Raw genomic sequence first — 289 nt, forward strand, 5'->3', positions numbered from 1 at the left:
TGCACGATCATGGTTGACACAAGCACAAGCCCCGTGAGCAGGCAGATGACGCACGTGGACCAAAACGCGCCGGTCATGGAGATGAGCGCCTGGTCGGCGGGGTTCTTCGTCTTGGCCGCCGCCGCCACAATGGGGGCGGTGCCCAGTCCCGACTCGTTGGAGAACAGGCCGCGCGCGCAGCCGAACTGCAGAGCCATCACCATGCCGGAACCCACAGCGCCGCCGAAAGCCGCCTTCGGCGTGAAGGCGCATTCCAGAATAAGCCCGACGGCCTCGCCGAGCACCGGGG

General features: G+C 66.8%; 1 protein-coding gene. It reads right to left on the reverse strand.

Annotation, left to right across the window (positions count from 1 at the left end):
- Nucleotides 1-289 (reverse strand): alanine:cation symporter family protein (locus tag NE591_RS15385; RefSeq protein WP_256157118.1); only part of this gene is annotated, 289 nt, incomplete at both ends.

Origin of the sequence: Adlercreutzia sp. DFI.6.23, assembly GCF_024462535.1 — a bacterium.
GTDB lineage: Bacteria > Actinomycetota > Coriobacteriia > Coriobacteriales > Eggerthellaceae > Adlercreutzia > Adlercreutzia rubneri.